Raw genomic sequence first — 17,619 nt, 5'->3', positions numbered from 1 at the left:
TGTTCCTTATTATTGCATGTTCTTTGCCTCAATACTCAGCGTAGCATGCGGAACCAGTTTCAAACGCTCTTTGTTGATCAATTTGCTGGTAACCCTGCAGATTCCATAGGTCTTATTTTCAATGCGCAACAAGGCATTCTTTAAGTCCCTGATAAATTTTTCCTGCCGTATGGCCAGCTGGGTATTAGCTTCCCGGCTCATGGTTTCAGACCCTTCTTCAAATGCCTTAAAGGTTGGCGAAGTATCATCTGTACCATTGTTTCCATCGTTCATATAAGAGCTTCTTAATAAGTCCAAATGACCTTTAGCTTTTACTATTTTTTCCTCGATCAAAACGCGGAATTCTTCTAATTCTTTATCAGAGTATCTAACTTTTATATCTTGTCCCATAATTTCTAGTGTTTTTGGATCAACAATTTTGTATTTACCTCATCGAAAACGATTTCAGTCCCTATTTCCAGCTGCTCTTCCAGAACAAGGTCTGCGGTTAGGGTTTCCGTTTTAATATATTGCATGTTACTTTCGATCGCTTTCTCAACAAAACCGTCTTTAAGTACTTTAATATCAATTTTATCGGTCACTTCAAAACCAGATTCTTTTCGTAGATTCTGGATGCGATTGACCAATTCTCTGGCAATGCCTTCTTGTTTAAGATCTTCATTGATGGTAACATCCAAAGCCACTGTTAGGCCTCCGGCACTTGCTACCAACCATCCTTCGATGTCTTCAGAGCTTATCTCTACCTCTCCTAACTGTAATATAATACTTTTATTTTCTATCTCAAGGGATATTTCGCCTTCCCGCTCAATTTTTTGGATATCTTCTTGATTAAACTTCCCAACCGCCTGTGCGATCTTTTTCATATCCTTCCCAAAACGAGGGCCTAAAACCTTAAAGTTGGGTTTTATCTTTTTAACCAAAATCCCTGAGGCATCATCCAGAAGTTCTATCTCTTTTACATTTACTTCTGTCATTATGAGTTCGGCAACTGCTTCTATCTCTCTGCGTTGTGCATCATCTAGTATGGGGATCATTACTCTTTGAAGAGGCTGACGTACTTTGATCTTTTCTTTTTGACGTATAGATAGCACCAGAGAAGAAATGGTCTGCGCCTTTTCCATCTTACTTTCTAACGCCTTATTCACAATAGCCGCATCATAGGCTGGGAAATCGGAAAGATGAACACTCTCCATCGCATGTATTTTTGTGTTGCGGGTTAGATCTACATATAAGCGTTCCATGAAAAAGGGTGCTATAGGTGCAGATAATCTGGCTATAGTAAGTAAACAGGTATGCAGGGTCTGATAGGCCGATATTTTGTCTTGCTGATAGTCGCCTTTCCAAAAACGTCTGCGGCATAATCGAACGTACCAGTTGCTCAGATTTTCCTGAACATAGTCCGATATAGCTCTTGCAGCTTTGGTAGGTTCATAGTCTGCGTATGACTCATCTACCGTTTTTATCAGTGAATGAAGTTCAGAAAGGATCCATTGATCTATTTCCGGACGTTCTTTTAGCGGTATTTCAGACTCGTCATAAGTAAACTCATCAATGTTCGCGTAAAGGGCAAAAAAAGAATAGGTGTTATAAAGGGTCCCGAAGAATTTTCGTTTTACTTCCAGGATCCCATCCATATCAAACTTCAGGTTATCCCATGGGTTTGCATTGGAGATCAAATACCAACGAGTGGCATCCGGACCATGTTCTTTTATGGTCTCAAAAGGATCTGCGGCATTTCCCAGTCGCTTAGACATTTTCTTGCCATCTTTATCCAGGACCAGTCCATTGGAAACCACATTCTTATATGCCACGGAATCAAATACCATAGTTGCTATGGCATGCAGCGTATAGAACCACCCTCTGGTCTGATCAACTCCTTCGGCTATAAAGTCGGCCGGAAAGGTCTTTCCTTCATCTATAAGGTCCTTATTCTCAAAGGGGTAATGCCATTGGGCATAGGGCATGGAGCCACTGTCGAACCAAACATCAATAAGGTCCGATTCTCGTTTCATCGGCTTTCCGGAAGGGGAAACAAGCACAATAGCATCTACAACATTCTTATGCAGGTCTATTTTATCATAATTGGCTTCGTCCATATTCCCTGCCTCAAATTCTGCAAATATATCTTCTGTCATTACCCCAGCGGAAACGGCCTTGGATATCTCACTTTTAAGCTGGGTTAAAGAGCCTATTATCACTTCCTCTGTTCCATCTTCAGTGCGCCAGATAGAATTCCCAAATCTTCCATCACCGGTAGCCTTTGGCTTCCAGTTGATTGTTTGATTAAGTTGGAACATTCTGTCTTTGATATCGGTAACCTTGATAAACCAGGAATCCATAGGGTAATACAAAATAGGTTTATCTGTCCGCCAGCAATTAGGATAGCTATGAAGGTATTTTTCTACTTTGAAAGCTTTATTCTCCTCCTTTAGTCTGATGGCTATTTCAACATCTACCGATCTTTCCGGGGCTTCTCCTTCTTCATAGTATTCGTTCTTTACATACTTCCCGGCCAGTTCCTTCATTTCTGGTCTGAACTTTCCCTGCAAATCTACTAGGGGAACCGGATTTTGATATGTATCTAGCACCAACATGGGAGGCACCTCCGGTTTAGCCTGTTTTGCTACCATAGCATCATCTGCTCCAAAAGTAGGTGCAGTATGCACTATACCTGTTCCATCCTCAGTGGTTACAAAATCGCCCGCTATAACTCTGAAAGCATTTTGCGGATTTTCGTAAGGAAGTGCATACGGCAATAACTGCTCATAGCGAATACCTACTAATTCCTTGCCCTTCATTTCAAGCACTACCGTGAAGGGAATTTTTTTATCGTCTTTTTTATACTGACTAAGTTCTCCCTCGGAGGAGACTTCCTCGTATTTTCCTTTGAATTGATCTCCTACAAGTGCTTTTGCCAGGATGACATTCATTGGTTCAAAGGTGTATTGATTGAATGTCTTTACAAGGACATAATCTATCTTAGTGCCAACGGTTAATGCAGTATTAGAGGGAAGTGTCCAGGGAGTAGTTGTCCAGGCCAACAGGAAAATATCGCCCTCTACCTCTTTTAAAATTGATGGTTGACTTTCTCTCTTAATCTTGAACTGTGCTGTAACGGTGGTGTCTGTAATATCCTGATAGGTTCCGGGCTGATTCAACTCATGAGAACTTAATCCTGTCCCTGCTTTGGGAGAGTATGGCTGAATGGTATAGCCCTTATACAATAGTCCTTTATCATATATCTGTTTCAGAAGCCACCAAACAGACTCCATGTATTTGGATTTATAGGTGATATACGGATCTTCCATATCTACCCAGTACCCGATCTTCTCGGTCATGGAATTCCAGACATCGGTATACCTCATCACCGCCTTTTTACAAGCCGTATTGTAATCTTCAATACTGATCTTAACACCTATATCTTCTTTGGTTATCCCCAGTTCTTTCTCAACGCCCAATTCTATTGGGAGACCATGTGTGTCCCAGCCGGCCTTTCGTTTTACCTGATACCCTTTCATGGTCTTATACCTGGGAAAAATATCCTTGATTGTACGGGCCATTACATGGTGTATACCCGGCATACCATTTGCTGAGGGCGGACCTTCATAAAAGACATAGTTGGGTTTTCCTTCTCTGGTGGAAATGCTTTTTTCAAAAATCTCATGGGTATTCCAAAATTGGAGGATCTCCTCTCCAATATTTGATAAATCCAATCCTTTGTATTCCTGAAATTTCATATCGCCTTTCCTTTGACCTATTTAAAGGTGGCAAAATTAGTGAATTTTAGCTTAAAACTTAATGAAAGGAGTACAAAAAAAGGCCCTTTAAAGGGCCTTTTACTTTGGCGTGAGTACTTATTATTTGGTTCCGGTTATGGTAACATTGGCACTTATTTGAAGTGCCGAAGTAACGCTAATGGAGCCTAAATTAACTCCGGTAGTGGATTCAGCCTCCAATAGGGTATTAAAATAAAATACATCTCCATCCTGGTTGTAAGAAGCAAAGACCAATTCGTAGTTTCCTTCTTCAAGGAAACTAAGATTATAGGAGCCATTTAATGAACTAACTACAGAACTAGTTATTGCGTTCTTAAAAGTAATATTGCTTTCCCCCTGCCCGGCGGTCTCAGTTTCGGCATTAAAAGTACCTGCTTCATAAGCATAAACCACAATCCTATCTGAGGTATTCTGAGCATCATTGGCCGTACCTGTGATCCTTCCGGTGGTTTCTTCATTTACTGTTCTGATACCAGCCGAAAGTTCGGACATGGATACAAATTCAAAATCTGACCCCATGGTTCCTTGCTCTTCTTTAATAGTCTTTCGAAGATCAAAGTCGATGATCACCTCGTTCACATTGGAGGCAAATACTTCAAATGAATCTGTCACAGATATACGGTTTGTCATAGCAGTTATCTGATCCTTTGCACCATTGGCCATAGCCACATAGCATCCAGGTGATGCCCCATTCGCATCGCTCTCAAAATCGAGTATCAATTCAATGTTAGAATAAGATCTGGCTGCCAGATCAAGGTTTCCCAAAGTAGCGGTTTGGCCATTTACCAAAGCAGCCAAGTCTACAGTAGTGGTTGTAAAACCTTCAAGTGAATTTCCGTCTACTTTCACATCCGTGATTGTAACAAAAACACCCTCTACATTGGCATAGTCTATAGGTGCATCAGTGATTTTAAAGGTGGTATTATAGGATTCCCCTGTCATATCCGCCTCATTGTCATCCTTACTACAGGAAACTGTTAAAAGAATTGTTGCTAAAACTAAAGTTGAAGTTCTAAAAAAATGTTTCATAAAGTTAAAATTTATATTTGGGTTAAACTTTCGTCATACAACAATGCTTACGGAATTTACCCCCCTAAGAGATTGTTAAAATTTGTAGAAATTCGTTAAAATGCATGGCCGAAAAGACCCGTTTTAGGGCGATTATAGCTCCTATATCACTGATATTCAGATCAGAAACCGCCTTTGTTTTTACGAGAAATAAAATTTAAAAAAAGTGGAGTTTTTAGGTCTTGTAGTTAGAATTTATAGCCTAATCCTAAAATAAGATTAGTTCCCGGGGCGGCAATTCCTGAAGAATACGATCTATAACGTTGATCTGTAATATTTTCTAAGGTAAGAGAAGATGTAAGTTTTTCACTCAGCTTAAACTGAGAACGAAGATTAAGTGTATACCAGGAAGGAGCATAGGGATCGCCGTTGGCATTCAGGTCATAGAGATAGTCTTTGCTCCTTTCCGTTAAGGCAAGGTTGTCATACGAGATCTCTCCATTATAGTTGAGAAAAAGATCCGTTTTTAGTCTTGGTAGTATCCATATTAAATGAAGGTCCCCAAATGTAGGCGCTGCATGCCTGGCGGCCGATTCTTCCCCACTATCGTCCTCTTCAATACCTTCTGTAATGGTTAGGTTCGTAGTAAGTTGCAGTTCATTGGTCAGGAATACCTCAGCCCCAAATTCAAACCCATAGACATAAGCCTTAGCGGCATTCTGAATGGCCTGTACATTACTTAGTTCCCCATTATACAAGATCTCACTCTCTCCGTTAAATGTAAAATCTCTCCTGACCAGGGCATCTACCAGGTAGGTATAGAATGCGGCAGCCCTAATCACTGCCTTATCCTTAAAGTTCTTTTTTATTCCTGCTTCAATATTGTAAGCATACTCTGGTTCTAATTGCGGGTTGGGAACTACCACTGAACCCGGTTCTGAATCGAAAACCTTACCAATATCATCTATATTAGGTGCCCTGAACCCCGTGGATCCATTTAAAGTAAATTGCAGCGATTGATTGGGAAACCAGCTTAGTCCCAGACTCCCGGTTAATGCACCGTTGTTTAAATTGGCTTCGTCAAAGGGAAATGGATAATATGTAGTGTCAAAAACAGCATCTATCCATACATGGCTATAGCGTATTCCCGATAGTAAGGTTAAATTTGGCTTGGCTTTATACTCCGCATTGACATAGCCTGCCAGGGTTTGCCAACTTGAGTTATCCGGGTAGCGGGAAGCTGCACTGGTTTGCGAACCTGTTTCAATATTCTCTTGGCTCCCCACAGAATTAACCTTGTTATAAATATATTCTCCTCCATAGTAAAGCCGGAGGTTACCCATTCTTTTATTCTCAAAATCTATATTGGCAGAGAACACATCCACATTTTCTTTTGTTTTGTTTAGGATAGGATCCTGAAAATCACGGTCGTTCCTGCTTTCCTCAAAAAACTGATAAGCTGTGGTAAGTTTTACCCCATCATAAAATTTGCTGCGGGCATTATTAAAGATCTGAAGATTTCCCATAAACCATTTTTGAGGACCGTAGTACCATTCAGCAGACTGCAATCCTGACTCATCACTGTTTGGTCTAATTAATCGGTCGTATCTGGAATATGAAGAAGTTTCTGAAAAATAAAGTCCGAGATCGTATTGCCAATTATTAGAAGGTTTATAAGATATCTTTTGTAAAAGATTGATCTGGTCGTAAGCTGTTGGCACTTGCTTCCTAGGATTTTCATTGATAACTAATACATCTGTATCATTCTGTCGATTTACCAGAGTATTTCTCAAATACCGATCTGGACCATGACTCCCCATCTTGAGGTCATCAAAGTTATTATAGGTAACACTACTTAAAAATGCCCATTTTTCTGAGGCAATATTGATATCGGCATGGTAGGTGTTTTCTGTATTGGCAGAGGCATAACGGCCATTAATATTCCCTGAGATTACAACAGAATCTCTAAGTATAAAATTAGGTTGGAGGGTTAGAAAATTCATAACCCCTCCTATGGCATCACTTCCGTAGATTACAGATCCCGGACCAAAGATTACTTCTGTGTTTTTTATCGTAAAAGGATCTATTGAAATGACATTTTGGATATTCCCGCCTCTAAAAATGGCATTGTTCATTCGTACTCCATCAACAGATAATACCAGCCTATTTGTCGCAAATCCCCGGATCATAGGGCTCCCCCCGCCAAGCTGACTTTTCTGAACAAATACCTGCCCACTGTTTTGTAAAAGATCGGCTGCAGTCTGAGGGTTGGTAAACGCAATAGTTTGTGCGCTGATGGATGAGATCTTCTGAGGAATATCTTTTTTCTGCTGTTCCCATTTAGAGATAGACATTACTACCTCATCTAACTGTTCTGTTTGGGGCATCAGAAAAATTCGTTTCCCCCGCTTAAGAAGTTGATTCTTGGTAACCGATCTTGCCTGATAACCGATATGACTAATTGTAATGCGTTCTGTTCCATTGAATTTTGAAAGATCACAGACTCCATCAAAATCGGTCAAGGCAGTTCTCGACTTATTTGAATTATAGAGCACTGCATTGACAATGGGCTGTCTTGAGTCCGCATCCAATACCGTTATTTCTTGTGACAATCCACCAGAAACAATAAATAAACATCCTAAAAAGAAAAATAAGCGCATGCTTAGTTAAAAACTTCGTTCAATACTGCCAGGGACCTGGGTTTTCTAAAACCGTGCAAATGTAATTCAAAATAAAGGACAATCTTTTGTAACAGTGCTTGTCTCTCTTCTTTCCCCATCCTGATCGTATGGATTGCATCAAAATTTATGCCTAACAGGGCTGTAAAATGGTCTAATTCATCGCCTGTTAACATTGGATTTAGTCCGGGACGAGGAATAAACCTTCCATCCTGCAAATCGAAGTAGGCAGATCTTCCGGTAGTAATTTCTGGGTAAAAGCCAAAATACTTCGTAATTTCCAGCAAGAAATACAGATGAAAATTGGCTATCTGATCATGAGTATCCAGCCATTGGAAGGCTGCTTCCAAAAAACTAAATAAGCCTTCATTCTTTTCTTCTTCATAGATACTATTCCCTAACATCTCCGACAGAAAAAAAGCAACGGCATTCTTGGTAACATTGGTATGCAATGTTTGATAAGCATAGATGCTTTTCACTTCCTGCAAACGCTCCATAGTACCCTTGTTCCTGTGTATTGCCACTATCTCCAATTGCATCAAAGGTTGGAAATAGGCCACTTTAAGCTTTCCCTTCCTAGATCCCATTATACCTTTTAGCAGGTAGGTTTTAAGTCCGTCAGATTCGGTAAATGCCTTTACGATCACGCTTGTATCCCCATATTTAAGTGAAGATAGTACAATGGCCCTGGTAGTTACGCGCATAGGTCCTTGGTTGGGATATAAAGATAGTAAAAAGCCCCCTGAGAAATGCTCAGAGGGCTTTGATGATTTATTGAATGACTCTTAAATAACTCCTTGGGCTAACATGGCATCTGCCACTTTTACAAAGCCGGCAATATTTGCTCCTTTTACATAGTTGCAATAACCATCTTTATCTTTTCCATACTCAATACAAGAGTCGTGTATATCTTCCATGATCCCTTTTAAACGCTCGTCTACTTCTTCGCGTGTCCAACTGATACGCAAAGAGTTTTGCGACATTTCCAGACCAGAGGTTGCAACCCCACCTGCATTCGATGCTTTTCCGGGTGCAAATAAGATTTTAGCTTCGTGAAAAGCATGGATAGCATCTGGCATAGAAGGCATATTGGCCCCTTCGGCCACACAAATACATCCATTCTTTATCAAGGCTTTTGCCCCATGCCCATCTAATTCATTCTGAGTGGCACATGGTAAGGCAATATCACATACCACATCCCATGGAGTTTTGCCTTTATGGTAACTGGCCGACTTGTATTTGCTTACGTATTCTGAGATACGACCTCTTTTATTATTCTTCAGGTCCATTACAAAGGCCAATTTTTCATCTGTGATTCCGTCCTTATCGTGGATGTAGCCTCCTGAATCTGATAATGTAACTACTTTACCTCCCAGGTGAATGACCTTCTCAGCAGCGAATTGTGCTACGTTCCCAGACCCCGAGATGACCACCGTTTTTCCTTTTATATCTTTGTTTATGGTCTTTAACATGCTCTGGGCAAAATATACCGTTCCATAGCCAGTTGCTTCCGGTCTGATCTTGGATCCACCCCAGGAAAGTCCTTTTCCGGTCAATACCCCGGTAAACTCATTTCTGATCTTTTTATACATCCCAAACAAGAACCCTATCTCACGGGCACCTACACCAATATCTCCAGCAGGTACATCCGTATTGGGACCAATATGCCGGCAAAGTTCCAACATAAAGGCATGGCAAAAACGCATAACCTCATCATCCGATTTTCCTTTTGGATCAAAATCGGATCCACCTTTACCACCGCCCATAGGCAGGGTGGTTAAACTGTTCTTGAACACTTGTTCAAAGGCAAGGAATTTAAGGATGCTCGCATTAACACTAGGATGGAAGCGCAACCCACCTTTATAAGGTCCTATAGCCGAGTTCATTTGAATACGATATCCGCGATTAACATGTATCTCACCATCATCATCTACCCAGGCAACTCTGAATGAAAGCAGGCGCTCAGGTTCTACCATTCTCAGCAAGATGTTCTTGCCATTGTAAATTTCATGTTTGGCGATGTACGGGATCACAGTTTCTGCTACTTCCTGTACTGCCTGGATAAATTCGGGTTCATGACCATTTCTCACCGTCACTTCATCCATGAAGGCTTTGATTTTTGCTTCCATATATTCTTAATTAATTTAGGCTGTTATTAAATTATCAATATTCCGGCAAAATTATGGTATTTAAATAATTTAATGGTCTTTTTTTGGCAATTTGATAAAATACTTACCCTATGGCCTGTTCAAGATCCGCAATTAGGTCATTTACATCTTCTATCCCAACGCTCAGCCGGATAAGAGAATCTACCACGCCGCTCTTTTCACGCTCCACTTTTGGGATACTGGCGTGGGTCATACTGGCAGGATGCCCCGCAAGACTTTCTACACCTCCCAGCGATTCTGCCAAGGTAAAGACCTGTAGTTTTTCAACAATATGGACTGCTTCCTTGAAGTTACTGCCTTTGGGAATAAAGGAGATCATACCACCAAAATCACTCATCTGACTTTTAGCCACCTCATGGTTGGGGTGTTCCTCAAATCCGGGCCAGTAGACTTTCTCAATTTTCGGATGTTTCTTTAAATAATGGGCTATGGCCTCTCCATTCTCACAATGCCGTTGCATGCGCACATGTAAGGTCTTAATACCCCTTAGAACCAGGAAACTGTCCATGGGGCCGCAAACAGCCCCACTTGCATTTTGAATAAAATACAGTTTATCTGCCAATTCCTTATCGCTCACCACAAGGGCACCTACTACAACATCACTGTGCCCTCCGAGGTATTTGGTTGCAGAATGCATCACGATATCTGCACCTAACTCTAATGGCCTTTGCAGGTAGGGGGTGGCAAAAGTATTGTCTACTGCCAGGAGTAGTTTATGTTTTGCAGCCAATTGAGCTGTGGCTTTAATGTCGATCACATTCATCATAGGGTTCGTTGGCGTTTCTACCCAGAGTAATTTTGTGTTCTTGTTGATCTTTTCTTCTATCGCGGCTATTTCTCCCATTCCAATAAAGTGAAATGTGATTCCAAATTTTTCAAAGACCTGCTTAAACAGCCGGTAACTACCGCCGTAAAGATCATTGGTAGAAATAACTTCATCTCCCGGTGAAAGTAATTTTATAACGGCATCTATGGCAGCCAGGCCACTGGCAAAAGCCAGGCCGTATTGTCCGCTTTCAATACTCGCCAGGGAGCGCTCCAAAGCTGTTCTGGTAGGGTTGGCACTGCGAGAATATTCGTATCCTTTATGCCCTCCCGGAGTGGTTTGGGCATAAGTAGAGGTTTGATAAATAGGAGGCATTACGGCGCCATAAGCGGCATCGGGTTCCTGGCCTCCATGAATGGTCTTGCTGTTGAATTTTAATGGGTGTTTGCTCATGATCTTAGAATAGTTTACAAAGGTATTGTTATGATCCGGATTACCCCAATGCTTTCTCAAGGATAAAATCATTCCTCCTTTAAAAAGGAAACTCAAAGGATAAAAATGTAGTTTTGTAGTACCTATTTATATAAACGTATGAAATTTTCCCCGTTCGCCTGGATCCTCCTGATCCTTTTTATCATGACAGCATGTGAAGAAGAGACAACGCTGGTAATGGAACCAGTAATCTATAACAATTCTCCTTGTGCTACCTGTCCAAATATTTCTATTCAATATCCGAAGGCCCTGGAAGATACTAAACTTAGTAGGGCCATCAATACAGCAATAGAAGAAGAAATAATAGGCTTACTGACCTTTGCTGATAGTCTGGAAGTTACCAATATAGATGAAGCCATTACTTCCTTTACCCAAGGGTATGAAGAACTTAAAGAAGTATATCCCGATGAGACCATCCCATGGGAGGCAAATATACAGGCAGAGGTTTCTTTCGAGAATAGACAGGTGCTTTCTATAAAGTTGGATTCCTACCTTTTTACAGGAGGGGCTCATGGATATGCGGCTACGCGATTCCTGAATTTCGATATGAATAAAGGACAAGAAATAGACACTCAGGCACTTTTTAAAGACCTGCTTGCCTTTCGCTCCTATGCGGAATCTAAGTTTCGCAAACAGGAAGATATCCCTGAAATAGCACCAATCAATAGTACCGGGTTTATGTTTGAGCTAGATTCATTCTACCTGCCGGAAAATATTGGTCTTACTCCCAAAGGCATTCTTTTGCTCTACAACCAATATGAGGTGGCTTCTTATGCAGATGGTCAAATAGAACTCCTTATCCCGTTCAGAGAAGTAAAAAAATTTGTTACTCCTGGGATGAAACTATAAGATCAGGCAGAAGCCAACAGCTTTTTGTGAATGGCCTGTACTGTTCCCATGTGCAATCCCAGATGAAAGATATTAAAGGCAATGGCATCCTCTACATTGGCAAGGACCACATTGGCACTGGTAGTATAAGTATCGTATTCCTTGAAAATTCCATTTTCATAATCTTCTTTGGTCCATCCCGGTGTGGCAAGTAAGGCTTCCGCCACTTGTTGTACTTCTTTCTCAGTAACATGCTTATCTGGAAAGGTTCCCTTGCTGTACTTTTTGACCAATCCCCAGTCTAAACGTGTGTGAAGTTTGCTCAACTTGTATACCAATAATTGCTGGGTTACCAATACATGGCTAATATTCCAGAAAATGTTGTTGTTAAAGTTCTCCGGAATACTAAAAAGGTGTTCCTTAGGCGTAGTTGTAAGGATCTTATTGAAGTTGTAATGTATTTTTTCTGTAATATCGAACAGTTTTTCCATGGAGTAGTTTTATATAAAAATATAATAATTGGGTTTAAATAAGTTTCTTTGTGCGAGCATATTCTACAAGAACTCATAAACTACAGTTATGAAAGACACCATATACTACCTCAGCAGTTGTGACACCTGTAAAAGGATTCTCAAAGAACTGGCCCCAGCTAAAGAAATAGCCCTACAGGATATAAAGAGTTCTCCACTTACTATCATACAACTCGATGAGCTTAAAGCGAAAGCCGGAAGCTATGAGGCTTTGTTCAGTAAACGAGCACGACTATATAAAGAGCGCAATCTAAAGGAAAAAATACTTTCAGAAGCTGATTACCGCAGCATGCTATTAGAACATTACACTTTTTTAAAGCGACCTGTAATGGTTTTAGGTGATGAGATATTTATAGGTAATACCAAAAATGTGGTGGCCGCTGCAAAAGAAAAACTCCACCCTTGAACAAGCGAACACTGGCCATTTTGGCGGCCCTGGGGGCAACTACCATCTATGGGTTAAACCATACGATCGCTAAAGGCGTTATGCCTATGCATGTAAAACCTTTTGGTTTTATTATGATCCGTGTTCTGGGTGCAACCGCTCTTTTTTGGGGAATTTCCTTTCTGGGACCAAAAGAAAAGATCGAAAAGAAAGACTGGGGCCGACTTCTTATCTGCGCGTTGTTTGGGATGGCGATCAATATGCTGGCATTTTTTAAAGGCCTGGATCTTTCTACGCCCATCAATAGTTCTGTGTTGGTTACTACCACTCCCATTATAGTGGTGATATTATCTGCTTTTCTGATTGCGGAAAAAATACGGTTGATAAAAGGATTGGGTATCGCCATAGGACTCATTGGTGCTCTTGGGCTTATCATCTATGGACAGGAAATACGACAAGATGCCCCAAATATTCCCCTGGGAAATACCCTCTTCCTGGTTAATGCTCTATTTTTTGGACTATACCTCATCCTTACTAAGAAACTGGTAGAAAAATACCATCCCTTTACTCTAATGAAATGGCTTTTTCTGATCGGGATCTTTCTAAACCTTCCTATTGCACTCCCGGAATTCCTTGAGATCTCCTGGAGCACCCTTCCGGTTGATGTCTTGTGGAAAATAGGTTTTGTTGTCCTGGGTACAACCTTTTGCACCTATCTTTTTAACGCCTATGCGCTAACCCAGCTAAAAGCTTCCACGGTTAGTGTCTTTGTTTATATACAGCCGTTCGTGGGAATTATTTTTGCAATTCTTATGGGTAAAGATCAGTTGAGCCCTGTAAAGATCATTGCCGCCTGCTTGGTCTTTCTTGGGGTATACCTGGTAAGTAAAAAGGCTAGACCAGATCCTTTGGAAACTTCTTAAACTTTCTGGTGTCTTCTTTGGTAAGCACCCTGAAATCGCTTGCTTTTTCAGCTCCTAAAATACCCTCCAACAATGTGCCCTGAAGCGGCATAAGCTTTCGGGTTTCCCAACTCATCCAGGATCCCATAAGCTCACAACGTGCTACATTCTTTCCCTGGCCATCATAAAAATTTTGGTGAAATTCAAAGAACATCCCGTCCTCACTAAGACCTTTAACTTCTACGGAAACCTTTACAGTACTCCCTGGTAAGACTTCCTTAAAATAATACATATGCTCATAAAAGACCACCGGGCCAATGCGATGTTCAATTAGGCTTCTATGGTCAAAACCCAGCGTTGACAAATAGGACATACGGGCATGGGTCATTAAATTAGTATAGGAACTATTACCCAAATGTAAATTGGCATCAAGATCGCTCCAGCGAATTTCAAATTCTTTAAAGTAGGGCATGGTATCTTAGTTTTTTAGTCACAAAAATACTACCGTTTTAAAATTCTTGCCTATCGATTGCAAAAAATTAATCCCTATTTTTAGCCCTAAATTTTTACGCATGGAATCTAAACCCTCATTTATAAAAGAATTATCACTCCCCGCTATAGCGGCTCCAATGTTCCTTATTTCAGGGCCACAATTGGTCATAGAATGCTGCAAAAATGGGATTGTTGGCACCTTCCCCGCCCTTAACCAGCGCAGTAGTGAGGGTTTTGAAGAGTGGGTAGTGGAGATCAAGGAAGCACTGTCTGCCTATGAAAAGGAAACCGGGAAAAAGTGCGCCCCATTTGGCGTGAACCTTATTGTACACCCTACCAATCCACGTCTGGAGGCCGATCTAAAGCTTTGTATTAAACACAAAGTCCCCATCATTATTACCTCGTTAGGGGCTGTATCCCAGGTGGTGAATGCCATTCACAGTTATGGAGGTTTGGTATTTCACGATGTTATAAAAAAACGCCATGCAGAAAAAGCTGCGGAAGCTGGTGTTGACGGACTTATTTTGGTAGCGGCAGGTGCGGGTGGCCACGCCGGGACAATCAACCCCATGAGTTTAATAGCAGAGATCAAAAAGTTCTTCCATAAAACTGTGATCCTGTCTGGTTGTATTTCCACAGGACGAGATATTGCTTCGGCCATGCAAATGGGAGCCGACCTCGCCTATATGGGCACACGCTTTATCAATACCAAAGAGAGTAAGGCCCCGGAAGAATACCGGCAAATGATCATAAAGGCGGGTGCCAGTGACGTGGTCTATACGGCCGCCATCTCCGGGGTACACGCCAATTTCTTAGGAGCCAGTCTTAAGGCAGCAGGGATCACCGAAGAGGACCTAAAAAAAGACAGGAAGATAGACTTCGGGAAAGAGCTAGATACCGAGGCCAAGGCCTGGAAAACCATTTGGTCTGCCGGCCAGGGAGTTACCACTGTGGAAGATGTGTTGCCGGTGGCTGAATTGGTTGCCCATTTAAAAAAGGAATTTAAGGAGGCCATAGAAGAACAAACTAAACTCCTGCAGGCGTATCCTTAAATCTATGTTATCCTAATGCCTGAGATTATATCCTAATGCCTGAGATCACATCGAACTATAACCCGCCCCTGCTTTTTAAAAATGGCCATGTGTCTACGGTCTACTATGGGTTATTCCGTAAGATCACGGACCTGGAACAAAATCGGGAACGCCTTGAACTAGATGATGGCGATTTTATGGACCTTGACTGGAGTTTTGCAACGAGACCTGCCACAAAGGTGGTGATACTCTTGCACGGCCTAGAGGGCCATGCACAGCGTCCCTATATTACCGGGAGTGCCAAATATTTTAATAGCGAGGGCTATGATTGCTGCGCCGTTAATTTCAGGGGATGCAGCGGAGAACCCAACCGGCTATACCGGTCATACCACTCCGGGGCCACAGAGGATCTGGAAGCCGTGGTAACCCATCTGCTGGAAACTAAAAAATACACAGACCTCTATATTAAAGGGGTTAGCCTGGGTGGCAATATGGTGCTGAAATACGCAGGCGAAGGCAGGAAATTGCCCCACGAACTAAAGGGTATTGTCGCCATATCGGCACCTTGTGATCTTTACAGTTCCTTACGCGCTTTAATGAGCTGGGAGAACCTGCCCTATGCCCGCAGGTTTCGCAAGCATCTGGTGGCCAAATTAAAGGCCAAGCAACCCCAGTTCCCGGAGCTGCTACCAGATTGGGAGATCGAAAAAATTAAGACCCTAAAAGATTTTGATGATATGTATACCAGCAGGGCACATGGTTTTGCAGATGCCCTGGATTATTATGCTCAATGCAGCTCCCTTCAATTCTTACCTGAAATTAAGATTCCCAGCCTTATTATCAATGCCCAAAATGATTCCTTTTTAGGGCCGGAATGCTATCCATACCAAGATGCAGCTGCTAATGAAAATCTCTTTCTGGAGGTGCCTAATTATGGAGGTCATGTAGGCTTTTATGATGTTCAGAACATTGCATACACAGAAAAAAGAGCATTAAAATTCTTAGAGGAAAAATAAAAATGCGCTATTTTCTTATATTAGTGGTCCGAAAAACAACGAACATATGAAAAAAATACTGCTAATAGCAGCTTTGGGAAGTTTTGTGCTAAGCTGTGGCGAGAAAAAAGAAGAGAAAAAAGAAGGGTTTGAAATGAGCCGCACCAAGACGGTGGAAACTACAGCAAACACCTCTGAAGGAGTACCAGTGGATATGAACAACAAGGGAGTAGGGCCCATAACTTCTATGAGTTTTGATGCGGAGATAGATACAGAGATGGCTGCTGCCGGGGAAGCCAAGTACACCGCTATCTGTACCGCCTGCCATATGGCGGAACAGCGCATGATAGGTCCGGCACTAAAAGGAGTTTACGACCGCCGCAGTCCGGAATGGGTAATGAATATGATACTAAACCCTGATGGGATGCTGCGCGAAGACCCTATTGCAAAGGCGCTCTTAAAGGAGTATAACAATGCCATTATGCTCAACCAAAACCTAAGCCAGGAAGATGCGAGGGCAGTGGCCGAGTATTTGCGGACTTTATAGAAAATAATAAAGTATAACCGAAGTGTCCTTATCCGGGTAACATTACTGGGTAAGGGCACTTTTAGATTATATGTTTTAGTTGTACGTAATTTTGATAATATGAGTCACAGGATAGTTATAACTATCGGGATTATGGTCTTTATCATTGAGTTGATATTTATGGTTTTGTGGTTTAATCAGGCTCAACCAGAATCGGAATCCGCTCTTCCGATATTTTATGTGATTCCGATATTATTTGTAATTAATCTCCTAATAGGTTTATTATTCTATTTTATTAAAAAACCCATAGGCATCTTATTCCTGGCAAATTCAATCCTCTGTCCAATACTATTTTATGCAGCCTGGATTATGTGGTTCACCTACTGGGCCCAATAAAATTATGGTTTTATTATATTGACCAGGAGGTTATAAGAATATAAAATTACGTACAACAACGGCTATAAGTAATTAGATAAAACCGTTTATAAATTAAAATCATAACTATGAAAATAACACGCAGAGATTTCAAATTTTTCATTTTCGGTATATTGACAATGATTGTTATTGAGATACTATTTAATTGGTCTGATTTTAAGTCCGGTTTTAATGAAGGGTTAAAAGACGGCCGAGCAACATTTGGTGTCGAAAAATAATAAGAGAAAAGAACGAAATGAGTAAAATAAATAGAAGTAATTTAAACCTTGGTCTTATACTCGGGATTTTAGGTTGTATTGCCGGAATTGGACTTTTGTTTACCGATAGTTGGTTAATTGGAATCTTTGGATCTATCGCTAGTGCTGGGATAGCTTATAAAGGATATCAAGATTCTAAGGAAGTATAATCCGAAAATTGCCAAAACAGAATAAAAACAATTATTACGAACAACAGCGCCTATAACCTGCCTGCACTGCCTAAGGTAGATAAACCGGCAGGTAGATTCACCTCCGCCACAGACCTATCTCAAAATTTCATATTTTTAATTCAGGAATCTTTGTCAAGTCCTGTTTACCTATCCAAAATGAAAACTGTACTTCTTTTCTTT

16 protein-coding genes are annotated in these 17,619 nt (G+C 41.2%); 7 read left to right on the top strand and 9 right to left on the bottom strand.

Translation table 11 applies throughout. The features are described from left to right. Window positions 1-9: 9 nt before the first annotated feature. From Q0X72_RS08505 to Q0X72_RS08475, 7 genes are all read right to left on the bottom strand, one after another. Complete coding sequence (locus Q0X72_RS08505) at window positions 10-390, bottom strand: TraR/DksA family transcriptional regulator (protein WP_297764057.1); 381 nt, start codon at window positions 388-390, stop codon at window positions 10-12. A gap of 5 nt (window positions 391-395) precedes the next feature. Next, the gene (gene ileS / locus Q0X72_RS08500) at window positions 396-3,737 is read right to left on the bottom strand and encodes an isoleucine--tRNA ligase (RefSeq protein WP_297764054.1); all 3,342 of its coding nucleotides are present in this window, start codon (window positions 3,735-3,737) and stop codon (window positions 396-398) included. Between the two features lie 120 nt (window positions 3,738-3,857). After that, entirely contained in the window at window positions 3,858-4,805 is a 948-nt protein-coding gene (locus Q0X72_RS08495) for a DUF4382 domain-containing protein (protein WP_297764051.1), read from the bottom strand. 227 nt (window positions 4,806-5,032) lie between these two features. Next, the gene (locus Q0X72_RS08490; protein ID WP_297764048.1) at window positions 5,033-7,444 is read right to left on the bottom strand and encodes a TonB-dependent receptor; all 2,412 of its coding nucleotides are present in this window, start codon (window positions 7,442-7,444) and stop codon (window positions 5,033-5,035) included. A gap of 2 nt (window positions 7,445-7,446) precedes the next feature. After that, complete coding sequence (gene recO, locus Q0X72_RS08485) at window positions 7,447-8,166, bottom strand: DNA repair protein RecO (protein ID WP_297764045.1); 720 nt, start codon at window positions 8,164-8,166, stop codon at window positions 7,447-7,449. A gap of 81 nt (window positions 8,167-8,247) precedes the next feature. Further along, a complete protein-coding gene (gene gdhA / locus Q0X72_RS08480; protein ID WP_297764042.1) occupies window positions 8,248-9,591 on the bottom strand; it encodes an NADP-specific glutamate dehydrogenase in 1,344 nt (447 codons plus the stop codon). 103 nt (window positions 9,592-9,694) lie between these two features. Beyond that, complete coding sequence (locus tag Q0X72_RS08475) at window positions 9,695-10,849, bottom strand: cystathionine gamma-synthase (RefSeq protein ID WP_297764088.1); 1,155 nt, start codon at window positions 10,847-10,849, stop codon at window positions 9,695-9,697. 138 nt (window positions 10,850-10,987) lie between these two features. On the opposite strand from Q0X72_RS08475, the gene Q0X72_RS08470 reads away from it, so the two are divergent. Continuing rightward, window positions 10,988-11,737 carry a DUF3298 and DUF4163 domain-containing protein gene (locus Q0X72_RS08470; RefSeq protein WP_297764039.1) on the top strand — a complete coding sequence of 250 codons (750 nt, stop codon included), beginning with the start codon at window positions 10,988-10,990 and terminating at the stop codon, window positions 11,735-11,737. 2 nt (window positions 11,738-11,739) lie between these two features. On the opposite strand, the gene Q0X72_RS08465 is transcribed toward Q0X72_RS08470, so the two are convergent. Continuing rightward, window positions 11,740-12,207: a DinB family protein gene (locus Q0X72_RS08465; RefSeq protein WP_297764037.1), complete on the bottom strand. Its 468-nt coding sequence runs from the start codon at window positions 12,205-12,207 to the stop codon at window positions 11,740-11,742. A gap of 88 nt (window positions 12,208-12,295) precedes the next feature. Here Q0X72_RS08465 and Q0X72_RS08460 point away from each other — a divergent pair, with 88 nt between their 5' ends. Together Q0X72_RS08460 and Q0X72_RS08455 are read left to right on the top strand one after the other, a co-directional pair. Next, window positions 12,296-12,652: an arsenate reductase family protein gene (locus tag Q0X72_RS08460; RefSeq protein WP_297764035.1), complete on the top strand. Its 357-nt coding sequence runs from the start codon at window positions 12,296-12,298 to the stop codon at window positions 12,650-12,652. Beyond that, a complete protein-coding gene (locus tag Q0X72_RS08455; protein WP_297764032.1) occupies window positions 12,649-13,554 on the top strand; it encodes an EamA family transporter in 906 nt (301 codons plus the stop codon). Before Q0X72_RS08460 ends, Q0X72_RS08455 begins: the two co-directional genes overlap by 4 nt. Here Q0X72_RS08455 and Q0X72_RS08450 read toward each other — a convergent pair. Further along, on the bottom strand, window positions 13,526-14,005 hold the full coding sequence (locus Q0X72_RS08450) for a thioesterase family protein (RefSeq protein ID WP_297764029.1): 480 nt from the start codon (window positions 14,003-14,005) through the stop codon (window positions 13,526-13,528). The two genes, Q0X72_RS08455 and Q0X72_RS08450, sit on opposite strands and share 29 nt — an antisense overlap. Window positions 14,006-14,105: 100 nt before the next feature. Here Q0X72_RS08450 and Q0X72_RS08445 point away from each other — a divergent pair, with 100 nt between their 5' ends. The 4 genes from Q0X72_RS08445 (at window position 14,106) to Q0X72_RS08430 (ending at window position 17,418) form a co-directional block, all read left to right on the top strand. Then, window positions 14,106-15,077, top strand: a complete 972-nt coding sequence (locus Q0X72_RS08445; protein WP_297764026.1) for a nitronate monooxygenase family protein — start codon at window positions 14,106-14,108, stop codon at window positions 15,075-15,077. Between the two features lie 35 nt (window positions 15,078-15,112). Then, on the top strand, window positions 15,113-16,072 hold the full coding sequence (locus tag Q0X72_RS08440) for an alpha/beta fold hydrolase (RefSeq protein ID WP_297764024.1): 960 nt from the start codon (window positions 15,113-15,115) through the stop codon (window positions 16,070-16,072). 46 nt (window positions 16,073-16,118) lie between these two features. After that, window positions 16,119-16,598 carry a cytochrome c gene (locus tag Q0X72_RS08435; protein WP_297764023.1) on the top strand — a complete coding sequence of 160 codons (480 nt, stop codon included), beginning with the start codon at window positions 16,119-16,121 and terminating at the stop codon, window positions 16,596-16,598. Between the two features lie 649 nt (window positions 16,599-17,247). Next, window positions 17,248-17,418 carry a hypothetical protein gene (locus Q0X72_RS08430; protein WP_297764021.1) on the top strand — a complete coding sequence of 57 codons (171 nt, stop codon included), beginning with the start codon at window positions 17,248-17,250 and terminating at the stop codon, window positions 17,416-17,418. Window positions 17,419-17,619 lie beyond the last annotated feature (201 nt).

This window comes from uncultured Muriicola sp. (assembly GCF_947258935.1).
Lineage (GTDB): Bacteria > Bacteroidota > Bacteroidia > Flavobacteriales > Flavobacteriaceae > Muriicola.
Note: the sequence above shows the minus strand (reverse complement) of the source record. Positions and strands in the feature narration are given on the sequence as shown.

Excerpts from the sequence above, each read along its gene's own strand:
- Q0X72_RS08430 (WP_297764021.1), top strand. The coding sequence starts at position 17,248 with ATGAGTAAAATAAATAGAAGTAATTTAAACCTTGGTCTTATACTCGGG.
- Q0X72_RS08470 (WP_297764039.1), top strand. The coding sequence starts at position 10,988 with ATGAAATTTTCCCCGTTCGCCTGGATCCTCCTGATCCTTTTTATCATG.
- recO (WP_297764045.1), bottom strand. The coding sequence starts at position 8,166 with ATGCGCGTAACTACCAGGGCCATTGTACTATCTTCACTTAAATATGGG.
- Q0X72_RS08450 (WP_297764029.1), bottom strand. The coding sequence starts at position 14,005 with ATGCCCTACTTTAAAGAATTTGAAATTCGCTGGAGCGATCTTGATGCC.
- ileS (WP_297764054.1), bottom strand. The coding sequence starts at position 3,737 with ATGAAATTTCAGGAATACAAAGGATTGGATTTATCAAATATTGGAGAG.
- Q0X72_RS08460 (WP_297764035.1), top strand. The coding sequence starts at position 12,296 with ATGAAAGACACCATATACTACCTCAGCAGTTGTGACACCTGTAAAAGG.
- gdhA (WP_297764042.1), bottom strand. The coding sequence starts at position 9,591 with ATGGAAGCAAAAATCAAAGCCTTCATGGATGAAGTGACGGTGAGAAAT.
- Q0X72_RS08505 (WP_297764057.1), bottom strand. The coding sequence starts at position 390 with ATGGGACAAGATATAAAAGTTAGATACTCTGATAAAGAATTAGAAGAA.
- Q0X72_RS08475 (WP_297764088.1), bottom strand. The coding sequence starts at position 10,849 with ATGAGCAAACACCCATTAAAATTCAACAGCAAGACCATTCATGGAGGC.
- Q0X72_RS08445 (WP_297764026.1), top strand. The coding sequence starts at position 14,106 with ATGGAATCTAAACCCTCATTTATAAAAGAATTATCACTCCCCGCTATA.
- Q0X72_RS08490 (WP_297764048.1), bottom strand. The coding sequence starts at position 7,444 with ATGCGCTTATTTTTCTTTTTAGGATGTTTATTTATTGTTTCTGGTGGA.
- Q0X72_RS08440 (WP_297764024.1), top strand. The coding sequence starts at position 15,113 with ATGCCTGAGATCACATCGAACTATAACCCGCCCCTGCTTTTTAAAAAT.
- Q0X72_RS08465 (WP_297764037.1), bottom strand. The coding sequence starts at position 12,207 with ATGGAAAAACTGTTCGATATTACAGAAAAAATACATTACAACTTCAAT.
- Q0X72_RS08435 (WP_297764023.1), top strand. The coding sequence starts at position 16,119 with ATGAAAAAAATACTGCTAATAGCAGCTTTGGGAAGTTTTGTGCTAAGC.
- Q0X72_RS08495 (WP_297764051.1), bottom strand. The coding sequence starts at position 4,805 with ATGAAACATTTTTTTAGAACTTCAACTTTAGTTTTAGCAACAATTCTT.